The organism is Flaviramulus basaltis, from assembly GCF_900114265.1.
GTDB classification, from domain to species: domain Bacteria; phylum Bacteroidota; class Bacteroidia; order Flavobacteriales; family Flavobacteriaceae; genus Flaviramulus; species Flaviramulus basaltis.
Genome location: NZ_FPKV01000003.1, coordinates 287,350 through 299,119, shown reverse-complemented (window position 1 = coordinate 299,119; position 11,770 = coordinate 287,350). Strand labels below are relative to the sequence as shown.

General features: G+C 31.3%; 8 protein-coding genes. 7 read left to right on the top strand and 1 reads right to left on the bottom strand.

Features of this window, described 5'->3' with window-relative positions; genetic code table 11:
- Positions 1 to 2 precede the first annotated feature (2 nt).
- Positions 3 to 1,109 carry a mechanosensitive ion channel family protein gene (locus BT151_RS13515; RefSeq protein ID WP_072402868.1) on the top strand — a complete coding sequence of 369 codons (1,107 nt, stop codon included), beginning with the start codon at positions 3 to 5 and terminating at the stop codon, positions 1,107 to 1,109.
- Positions 1,110 to 1,131: 22 nt separating this feature from the next.
- Positions 1,132 to 2,130, top strand: coding sequence for a DUF6268 family outer membrane beta-barrel protein (locus BT151_RS13510; protein ID WP_072402867.1), 999 nt, complete (start codon positions 1,132 to 1,134; stop codon positions 2,128 to 2,130).
- A gap of 132 nt (positions 2,131 to 2,262) precedes the next feature.
- Here the strand turns inward: BT151_RS13510 and BT151_RS13505 are convergent, their stop codons facing one another.
- Positions 2,263 to 3,870 carry a DUF6377 domain-containing protein gene (locus tag BT151_RS13505; protein ID WP_072402866.1) on the bottom strand — a complete coding sequence of 536 codons (1,608 nt, stop codon included), beginning with the start codon at positions 3,868 to 3,870 and terminating at the stop codon, positions 2,263 to 2,265.
- A gap of 429 nt (positions 3,871 to 4,299) precedes the next feature.
- Here BT151_RS13505 and BT151_RS13500 point away from each other — a divergent pair, with 429 nt between their 5' ends.
- The 5 genes from BT151_RS13500 to BT151_RS13480 all read left to right on the top strand — a co-directional run bounded on the left by BT151_RS13500 (position 4,300) and on the right by BT151_RS13480 (position 11,765).
- Positions 4,300 to 4,818 carry a DUF5004 domain-containing protein gene (locus tag BT151_RS13500; RefSeq protein WP_072402865.1) on the top strand — a complete coding sequence of 173 codons (519 nt, stop codon included), beginning with the start codon at positions 4,300 to 4,302 and terminating at the stop codon, positions 4,816 to 4,818.
- Between the two features lie 10 nt (positions 4,819 to 4,828).
- Complete coding sequence (locus tag BT151_RS13495; RefSeq protein WP_072402864.1) at positions 4,829 to 5,911, top strand: hypothetical protein; 1,083 nt, start codon at positions 4,829 to 4,831, stop codon at positions 5,909 to 5,911.
- Positions 5,912 to 5,937: 26 nt separating this feature from the next.
- Entirely contained in the window at positions 5,938 to 8,874 is a 2,937-nt protein-coding gene (locus BT151_RS13490; protein WP_072402863.1) for a SusC/RagA family TonB-linked outer membrane protein, read from the top strand.
- A 26-nt stretch (positions 8,875 to 8,900) separates the two neighbouring features.
- On the top strand, positions 8,901 to 10,409 hold the full coding sequence (locus BT151_RS13485; RefSeq protein WP_072402862.1) for a RagB/SusD family nutrient uptake outer membrane protein: 1,509 nt from the start codon (positions 8,901 to 8,903) through the stop codon (positions 10,407 to 10,409).
- Positions 10,410 to 10,511: 102 nt separating this feature from the next.
- On the top strand, positions 10,512 to 11,765 hold the full coding sequence (locus BT151_RS13480; protein ID WP_072402861.1) for a glycoside hydrolase family 99 protein: 1,254 nt from the start codon (positions 10,512 to 10,514) through the stop codon (positions 11,763 to 11,765).
- Positions 11,766 to 11,770 lie beyond the last annotated feature (5 nt).

The following is an 11,770-nucleotide window of genomic DNA, read 5'->3' as shown; positions in this document are numbered from 1 at the left end:
AAATGACAGATTTTTTTATTCAAAATAAACAAGCAATTATATACGCATTTATCGTAATTACTATTGTACTTTTTTTACGTTTTTTAACCAGAATATTTCACAGTTGGCTAGAAAAACGTTCAATTAAAAAACATCCTAATGAAGAACCTAAAACAATTCATTTAACTCAAAAAATATTAAATGCACTCTGGATTGTATTAGGTATTATGGCCCTTGCTTTTATATTTATAGACGAAGAACAATATAAAGCAGCTACTCAGAATTTCTATCTCGTTTTGTATTTAGGTATTATTGCTGTACTTACATTGGTTATTGCATCCTTTGTACAAACTTGGTTTACTAGAAATATTAAGGAAAAAACAGAAAAGAATCAAGACGCAACAAGTTTTAAATTCTTAAGATATGTAGCTATTGTAGGCGTTTATTTTGCTGGAGGAATACTGGCTATACTTGCTTTTCCTTCATTACGAGGTATTGCACAAACCGCTTTAGGTGGTGCAGGTGTGCTTGCTGTTGTTGCAGGTGTTGGATCACAAGAAGCATTAGCAAATATTGTTGGTGGTATTTTTATAATTTCCTTTAAACCATTTAAAATTGGTGATATTATTAAAGTAGATGAGTCTATGGTTGGCACGGTTACAGATATTACGTTACGCCATACTATCATTAGAAACTACGAAAATAAAATGATTGTAATCCCTAATTCAGTCATCAATAAAGAAAAACTAATCAATTACGATTTAGGGGAACGCATGTGTTGCCAATGGATTGAAATTGGTATTTCATACGATAGTGATATTGATTTGGCAAAACACATTATGCGTGAAGAATGTGAAAATCACCCGCTCTTAATAGACAATCGTAGTGAACTGGATAAGTACAATAATGAAAAAAAAGTTATCATTAGAGTTATAGGCTTAAACGACTCTGCGGTTACCTTAAGAGCTTGGGCTTGGGCAAGTAGTTTTGGTGAAGCTTTTGAAATGAAATGTGATCTCTATGAAAGCATCAAAAAACGTTTTGATAAAGAAGGCATTGAAATTCCGTTTCCACATCGCACTTTGGTTCTTAAAGACCAACAACCACAAAACAGACAAACTTCAAACTAACAAAACCTACAATTCAAAATAAATGTATAGAGTTATAACTTTAATAAGTATTCTAATTATTACGGCATTAACAAATGCTCAGACAAAAGAAACCGAATTTAAAAAACAAGCAGATAGCATTATAAGGGCTGAATTTCCTAGAACAAGAGTATTTAATTTTGAATACGGTCAAACATTATTGCGCGATTTTAAATCAAAATTGTTTGATGAAGAATTTCAAAAAGGTGAAATAACCAATCAGAAAACATTTAATGCTTCTGCTAATATTCCGTTGATTAAAACAAGAAAATGGTCCTTAACAGGTTCTGTAAATTACAAGTATAATGAATTTGAATTTAAGGATCTTGAAAACGTTTCAAACACCACTATATTTGAACAAAATGGCATTGTAAATTTTCATAACATCTCCTCTAGCCTTAGTTCTACTTATTTTTCTACGATATTTAAAAAACCGGTTATTTATAATGCCAGTTTAATTGTTGATGGAAATGAAAAAGGTTTTGAACGTATTAAAGGTTTAATTGGAGCTTCAATTATTATTAAACGTACAGCAAGAACAACCATTACGGTTGGTGCTATTGTTTTTATAGATCCCACTGCTCAAATTCCGTTTTTCCCAACGTTTACTTATAACCACAAGTTTAAAAACTCGAGTTGGGAATTCGATTTTATAATGCCACAACGCATATTATTTAGAAAACCTGTTTCTACAAAAGGTCGATTATCTATTGGTGCAGAATTTGGCGGTAACGGTTTTTATGTAAATGTAAGTCAAGCTAATTTCCCTGATGTTTTTGAATACAGCCAGTTAGAAATAAATAGCGGACTAATTTACGAACATAAACTTTCTAATAATGTCTACGCGACTTTAAAAGGTGGTGTTACAAACTTTGTAAGTAATCGCTTAACCGAAAAAGGCCAACCTACAAAAGATCATATTTATGAAAATGACCAAGATATAACGGGTTATTTTAAGGTTGGAATTTCTTTTAATCCTAGTTTTAAAAAGAAAAGAAGTTAATTCTTTATGTATTAGTTGAATTTACTACAATACTGATGTTGGTATTATAGCATTTTTAAAATTTGCCATAAAAAAGGTATAGTAAAACATAAACCTTTTTTTTCATCTGTTCGTTCTTGAAGTACAAGAAAGTTAAATAGATTGAATACTCATAATTTTTTCTTCAAAATCTTCTTTATGATTTGATCTACTTTTTATTCTAGTTTTATAAGTATAAACTGTTGCTACAGAAAGCTCTAAAAACACTGCAATTTGGTGGCTATCTTGTATTCCTAAACGGTATAATGCAAAAAGCCTTAGTTCTGTATTAAGAAGTTCTCCATTTTTAATATCGGTTTTTTGATTCTCAGGAAAAAGAACGTTAAATTCATGAATGAATGATGGAAATAGTTTTAAGAATATTGTATCAAATTGCAAGAACAACTCTTCTCGTTCTTTTTTAACATTATATTGTTTTAAGTTCGTTATAAGGTCATCATATCTTTTAGCTACTGTTTTTTGGATTGCATTTTTTTGAAACTGATCCATTTTGTTTATTAATCCAGAAGTCGCTTTAATAAAATAAGTGATATACTCTTGCTTTATAGTATCAGCTTCACTTAGTTTTTTATTCATCTCCTCAAGCTTTAAATAAGATTTTGCCATTTCTTTTCTTGCAGCATTTCTTGTTTTTAACTGCTTGAAAATTATAATTAGAAAAATGACAAAACTTAATGCTAAAACACCCAAAAGAATAACAATTTTTTCCAATCGATTATTTTGGTCTTCTACCTTTTTAAGTTGAGCTTGTTCTATAATTGGTAGTATGGAAGATATTTCTATCTTTCTATGGCGTGCATTATAAAATGTAGCATCATCCATAGCTAAACCTATATAGGTATTCGCTTTGTCTAAATATCCAAGTTTATAAATTTCATTTGCAAGATTACGCAATGCCACTGTTTCTTTAGTAGCGCTTCTTATGTCTGCAATTGCTGCGTAAGCAAGATATTCAACACTTTTTTCATCAAATCCCCTTTGAGAATATAAATAACCAAGACTTGATGTTGCTATGCCATAATATTCTTGTGGTAAATCAAAATTGTTAATCCAATACTTAAAGGCAAATTCAGCACCTTTCCAATCCTGCTGCTTCATTCTTTTTAAGCTTTCTGTAGCCCAATATTCATTTGAATTAGGTTCAACAAACTCTAAAGCCTTTTCTAAATAAACATTGCCCTTTTGGATATAATGAATATTAAATCGTTGGTCTTTATTATAATCTGCTAAATCATAATATGTTCTTGCCAGTATAGTGTAATATTCAAATGTAGTTTTAGTATTTAATTCTTCAACATTTATACTATTTAGAGTATCAAGTGCTTCTTTAAACAAACCTGATGAAAGCAATACAAAGCCTTCTTCTGTTTTTGTTTTAGAAAACAAATTATTGTCTTTTAATAAATTTGCCTCAGACTTTGCTAATTCGAGATAATAATAAGCAGAATCATATTTAAAAGATCTATACTCTTCAAATAACTGTAAATAGCTTTTATATAGGTTTCTATTATTTTGACTTAAAATAAACTTCTGAACATTATTTTTAAGTTCATTAATAGAATCATATTTAATTTTTAAATAAAACTTTTTATTGGCAAGTTCCTTATCTAAACTATCCAGAACCGTATTTATGTTTTTTATGTTTTGAGCGGAAATAAATAAAGATGAAAAAACAAATAATATACGTAACAGGTTATTCATTATTTTATTAAGAGTGACATTATGTTAGTTAATAAGTGGTCTTATTATAGTTTATTTAAAACTAATACACTATCCTTTTTTTACAAAATTAAGATTCTTATAAAATAAAGGCAAAATACTACTTAATACGCAAAAAAGGACAATAGTATATGTGTTTTTGATAAAAAATTAATTGATTTATCAATAAAATGCTATAAAAATATCTAAAAAAAGCATTCTAAAATCTAAATTAAATCTTGATTTTATATTCTTTTTAAAAAAAGTAAGTAATTGATTAACAGTACTTAATCCGAAATAAAATCCTAAAATCATCTCGATTTTTACTCAATGTTTTTTTTAAGGTTTTCTTAATTTTTAATTTGGCATTATCCTAACAACTACAGGATTAAACCACTCTTAACTAAACTATTAACTAAACTAATTTAATCTATGAAATCCATAAAAATACTAGTACTCGTTTTTTTTGGTTTACTAGCCTTAAGCTGTAACAACTCCGACGATGGTTCTTATGTAGAACCCATAACTATTTATGAAAAAATGCAAGGTAATTGGAATTTAATGAACCTGCGAATGGTGGATCAATTCGCCAAAGCAAACGCCATTGAACCAAGTGAACAGAATTTAAGTGCACTCTTTAACTTTGATGTTTTTCAGATAACATTTAATGTGGATGCAGCAATGCACCCAACAAACTACGAAGTATCTGGTAATGTACCACCAATATTCCAATTAAGTGGTTATTGGGAATTAAATTCAAGTTTTCAGCCAACAAGTCCAGGCACCATACAAATAAACTTATATAGTGATGCTCAAAAAGCTAATAAAACAGATACTCTTCTTTTAACGTCTGTTCCTGGTAGTAATGCCGAAATGGAAGTTCAATTGATAAGATCCTCTGGAGGAACACCATTTATTTCCTATGTATTTAGCCTAAATTCTAATAATTAAAAAGCATAACATGAAAAGAATTATATATACTATTTTAATAGCCTTATTTGTAGCCAACAACTTCGCGCAAGCACAACAAGAAGTTGGTGGTGCAAATAAAATATGGTCATATCCAGTAATATACAATTATGATGAAGGAGTTACTTGGTATTTCGATTTATCTACAACAACATTTGCAGTCGATGAAGAAGTTTATATTTGGATTTGGTCACCATCTGAACCTGATGCAGGCAATTGGGAAAACTCATCAGAATTTGCCCATCTAACCAATGAAGGTAACATGCTGTGGAGTTTTACTTTTACTCCTACTGAATATTTTTCTATGACACCAGAAGATATTGCTGCAAGTGCAGGATTTTGGATGCGACTTAAAGACAAAACAGGTGCAAAACAAACTGATGTTATTAATGTAAGTTACACTGCTTTTTCATCATTCTATACTGCAAACGAATTAATAAGAACTTACCCTGAAGCTCCAACTTTAAATGGTGGTTTAAGTATTTTATTTAATTCTAACCTAGTTCCAGGATTCGAAAATGTTCCGAGCGTTCACTTTCATAGTGGATTAAACAATTGGAGTATTCTACAAGAGTATCAAGCATGGATTCCTGAAATTACTGAAAAAACAAAACTAAAGGATTTAGGGAATGGTTTTTATAAAATGGACTTAATCCCATCTGAATACTATGATAATATTCCTGATGGTTTTGTAATGGAAAATATTACTTATTTAATGGTAGCTGCAGATTGGGTAGCTAATTCTGGCGACCAAGCTATTAATGCTGCAGAATATATTCCACCACCACCACCAGTTTTTAGATTTTTCCCACTTCAAATAAGTAAAAAAGACTTTTTAGGAATTAGTAGAATTAATAATGAAGTTGGTATAAATACACTCTATTACACCATTAATGCTGGAACTACTCAAATTACAGGAGAATTTAATGGAGGTGTAAGCGAAATTAAAGGTTTTGTTAATTTACCATCGGCACTCCAAGGTATTAGCAACATCAATGAAATTCATGTATTGGTAAAAGATAATACAGATAGAACAATTTCTGATACTACCATTCCACTTAAAACTTTAGACTAACAACTAACTAAAAAAAATCAATTCTGATGTATAACAAGAATTCACAAATAAACTTTTCGAAAGGAAAGACAAAAAAGTCTTTTGTTTTAATTATTGTGTTGTTTTTTCTAACATTAACAATAAAGGCACAAGAGAAAAAAACAATTTCAGGGACAGTATACGATAATCTAGGAGTTACATTAGCTGGCGCTACAATATTGGAATCGCAAACTAATAATGGAACGACGACAGACTATGATGGTCAATTTCAAATAGAAGTATCAGTAGGTAGTGAAATAGTAGTCTCTTATATTGGGTATATTTCTGAAACCATACAGGTTACATCATCATCTAATAGTTTTATAAAAATCACTTTACAGGAAGACACTTTTTCACTTGATGCTATAGAGATTGTGGCTGTAGGATATGGTACTATGAGAAAATCGGATTTAACAGGAGCCATTTCTAGCATATCATCTGAAGATTTAGTAAAAGGAACAGTAACCTCAACAGAACAAGTTCTGCAAGGTAAAATAGCAGGTTTGGTTGTTACTCAAGATACCGGAGACCCAAGTAGTGGTTCTTCATTACGTTTAAGGGGGGGTACTTCATTAACAGCAAGTAACAATCCGTTAATAGTGGTTGATGGTATTGCTGGAGTTGACATTAATGTAGTACAGCCTTCCGATATTAAATCGATAGATATTTTAAAAGACGCTTCAGCCACCGCAATATATGGTTCGCGTGGTGCAAATGGTGTTATTATCATTACCACTAAAGGAACAAAAAAAGGTTTATCTTTTAATTATAATGGTTTTACAGGGGTTAGTTATGCTTCAAACCATTTAGATATGTTATCTGCAAATCAATGGAGAGGTTATGTAAGAGAAAATAATTTAACAGATGCTATTGATTTTGGTGGCAATACTAATTGGCAAAAAGAATTAGAGAGAAGCACAGCGATGACACAATCTCATACCATTAATATGTCATCTGGAAACGAAAATGGTGGTTTAAGAGCGTCCATTTCTTATTTAAAAAACGAAGGTACTGTTAAAACTACCGAGTTAGAACGTTTAAGTACTAGTCTAAGCACATACCAATATATATTGGATAAAGCTATAAAATTTGATGCTGGATTATTTGCAAATATTGATAAATGGCATCCATTAGACTATAGAATTTTTGAGCGTTCATTTAACTTAAATCCAACAATTCCTGTTTATGATAACAATGGAGAATTCACATCTGTTGGTGGAACATTATATGAAAACCCTGTTGAAATATTAACAAATAGATCTACTGATAATAAACGTAATAGACTTTTAGGATACTTTAAAACAGAAGCTAATTTTTTAAATGATTTTCAAGCCGTTTTAAATCTATCATTAGAACACAATGCGAGTACTGGAAACACATATAAGCCTTCATATGCAGTTTTAGAAGGTAGAAGTGAAAATGGATATGGACAAAAAACTTATGGTGAATATACAACCATGCAAGTTGAAGCCTATTTAAATTACACTAAAACATTAGGCAAAAGCAATATAAATGCGATGGCTGGTTACTCTTATTTGGATAATAGTTACGAAGGTTTTGGTGCTCAACGTAGTGGTTTTGTTACCGATTTATTTGAATATAACAATCTGGCTGCTGGACAAGATTATCGTTTAGGAGATGTATATTCATATAAAGGAAAATCTAATTTGGCTTCTCTTTTTGCGAGAGCAAATTACGCCTACGACAGCAAATATATGGTAACTGCAACTATTAGAAAAGATGGTTCAAGTCGTTTTGGAGCTAATAACAAATGGGGGATTTTCCCGTCGGCTTCTGTAGCTTGGAGAATAACTGGCGAGAACTTTATGGAATCCACTGAAAACTGGCTTACAAACTTAAAGTTACGAGCTGGCTATGGTGTTACAGGTAATCAAGATGGTATTGGTGAGTACAAATCACTTTCTATTTTAGGTGTTGGAGGTGATAGTTATTACGACCCAGCAACAGATACCTGGAGTTTGGCATACTCACCTGCACAAAACCCTAATCCGGATTTAAAATGGGAGTCTACAGAGCAAATAAACATTGGTTTAGACTTTAGTTTATTTAATAAAATAACAGGATCTATAGAGTGGTATAATAAAAGAACTAAAGATTTACTTTACACTTACGAGGTGCCACAACCTCCTTATTTAGTTGGAACTATTCTTGCAAACGTGGGCGAATTAACTAATAAAGGTTTAGAAGTAACTTTAAACGCTAATATTATTCAAAATGATAAAATCAATTGGAGCACCAATTTAACCTTTGCTCAAAACACTCAAAAAATTGAAAAACTATCTAATCAAGTTTACGAAACAGATATTATTTACAGTGGATCTTTACATGGTTTATCAGGTATGTCTAATCAATTTTCGCAAATTATTAAAGAAGGATACCCTGTTGGAACATTTTGGGGTTATGAAAGTTCTGGTTTAGATGAAAATGGGGAATTTATATTAAGTGATGAAAAAACAGCTATAGGAAATGTTCAACCCGATTTTACAATAGGATTCGGAATGGATTTCTCTTATAATAATTTTGATTTTGGATTTACTAGCTACGGTAGCTTTGGACAAGATGTATTAAATGCTACAAATATGATGCTATACGATCCAAACAGACTACCAGCTTATAATGTTCCTGATGCCTTTTTAAATAGCGGCATAAACTCGGCTCCTACCTACTCAAGTTATTGGATTGAAGATGCTTCCTTTTTAAGACTACAAACTGTGTCTTTAGGTTATACCATTCCGTTTAAAGATTCAACCTCTAAATTAAGAATTTATGTTTTAGGAGAAAACTTAGCGGTATTTACAAATTATGAAGGTGTTGATCCCGAAGTAAACTTAACAGGTTTATCAAACCCTGGAATGGACAGATTTAATAACTACCCAAGACCAACAACAGTGTCTTTAGGATTGAATCTAAATTTAGGGTATTAATAATATTAACGATAAAACTAATAATAATGAAAATTAAAAATATAACCTTAATAGTATTTACTGCTTTATCTGTTTTTGCGTGTACAAATTTAGATGAAGAACTATTTGATAGAGTTAAAGATGAGAATTTCGGAAAAACACCTAAAGAGATAGAAGCACTTGCTGGAGGAGCATATTCATCATTAAGAGGATTTAGTGATGCCATATCTAATGCTTATCCTGCTTCTGAATATGTGTTTTTTCTTAATGAAGTGGTTTCAGACGAAGCTACAATACCTACAAGAGGAACAGATTGGTATGATGGAGGTCAATATCAAAATGCACAAAGACACACTTGGACAGCAGATAATGGCATGATATTATCGGCTTGGAGATACTGTTATGCTGGTATAGCCAAAATAAACTCCATCATTTATCAAATAGATAAATCTGGATTATCGGAAGAAGATAAAAAACCTATTTTTTCTGAATTAAAGTCTGTGAGAGCTTACTATTATTACATGCTTTTAGATTTATTTGGTAACGTGCCCATTGTTACAGACTTCGAGGATTTAGGATTACCTGAAAATTCATCTAGACAAGACGTTTATAATTTTGTAGAAAGCGAATTATTAGAAGCATTACCATACTTGCCATCAAATATTGCTTATTCAAAATTCACTAAAAACGTGGCATATTCATTATTAGCAAGATTGTATTTAAATTCTGAGGCATTTATTGGTACGCCACGTTGGCAAGATTGTATTGATATGTGCCAAAATATTTCTGGGTACACCTTAGAACCTGATTATTTTGCAAATTTTGCAACTCAAAATGAAAAATCAACCGAAACCATACTTGCTATACCTTACGATTCTGATGCAGGAACTGTAGGTAATTACATGAGCTCTATGTCTTATCATTATTTGCAAAAATTTGCTGTATCTCCAACAGGCGATTACCAATGGTCTGCAAATGGTATGTGTGCACAACCTGGGGTTTATTCTTCATTTGATGATTTAGATAGACGTAAATCAGCACTGTTAGAAGGCGATCAAATAAACTTAGCTACTGGTTCGGTAATTATTATGGACAGTGGGCAACCTTTAACTTATACCGAGGACATCTCTAATTTTGAAGATGCCAAACAAAATGAAGGTGTTCGCTTAAATAAATATGAAATTAATGCCGGAGACCAATGGGAACGCGATAACGATTTTGTTTTAATAAGATACGCTGAGGTTTTAATGATGCAAGCCGAATGTTATGTACGCTTAAATTCTCCAGATTTATCTCGTCCTTTTCTAGATCAAATTAATGAAAGAGCTGGAATGGAAACACCCGATATTATTGATTTAGAATACATAGATAAAGAACTACTTCGCGAATTTATTTTTGAAGGACATAGAAGAACAGATAACATAAGATTTGGCACCTTTTTTCAACCTTGGTGGGAAAAAGGAACAACTGAAGCTTATAGAGCCATATTCCCTATTCCAACATCTGTTTTAAATACCAATACAAATCTTAACCAAAATTCTGGATACCCTAATTAATTTAGTTTTTTTATTAGCCTTCTAATTTTTTGATTTAGTTTTTTAGAAGGCTAACATTTTTTAACTATTAAAAATCATCATTATTAACATAATTCCTAAACAATGACTAAGTTTATCCTTAACCTCTATATAATAACACTTTGCGCATCTTTAGCAGGTTGTGATTCCAATTCAAATACTTCCCCAAAAGATGAAGAGCAATCCCCTTTTGAACTTGAGGTTTTTGATGCCGTAGCTATTAACAAAACAAATAATACTAAAGTTTTTATGCATTATATGCCTTGGTTTGAAACGAAGGAAAGTAGTTCAAATAACCAATGGGGTTACCATTGGACCATGCAAAATAAGAATCCAGAAATTATAGATGCTAACGGACAAAGAGAAATAGCATCACATTATTACCCGTTAATAGGACCTTATCATTCTGGTGATGAAGATGTTATTGAGAACCACTTATTATTAATGAAATATGCAGGTATTGACGGTATTTTAATTGATTGGTATGGCACATACGATTTGAATGATTATAAAATACTAAAAGAAAACTCAGAACAACTAATTGCTAAACTAGATTATGTTGGACTAGAATATGCTATTGTGTATGAAGATCGATTTTTACCTAACATAGTTGATGCTCAATTGGCACCAACTATAGTAAGTGCTGCTAAAAAAGACATGACATACATGCAAAACAATTATTTTAATAACGCTAATTATATCAGAATAGACAACAAACCTTTACTCCTAAATTTTGGTCCTATTACATTAAGTTCTTCGGATCAATGGACAGATGTTTTTAGCTCACTAAGTCCAAAACCAACATTTTTAACTTTATGGCACGAATCGTCAGAAGCAGGAAACAATGCTCAAGGAGAATATTCTTGGGTGTATAAAGACAATACACACCTTGCAGATTTTTACACTAACAACCTTCCAAATCTTCAAGTAGGCATAGGAAGTGCATATCCTGGTTTTAACGATTTTTATGAAGAAGGTGGAACATCTACTGTAATCGGATGGGAAATCAACCATAATAATGGAGCAACCTTAGATGAAACTCTTGCGATGGCTAAAAGTGCAAATTTAGATTATTTACAACTCATTACTTGGAATGATTTTGGAGAAGGCACCATGTTTGAGCCAACTAAAGAATTTGGTTACTCCTATATAGAAAAGGTTAAAACATTTGCTGGAGTACAAAATACTGGAAACGCATTTAGCAACATAAGCAAGTTATACAACTTAAGAAAAGAATATAGTAATAATGCAAGTATTCAAAAAAAGTTAGATCAAGCATTCTATTATTTTGTGTCATTACAAAGTGACAAGGCTATAACATTATTAGAAACTTTATAAATCAT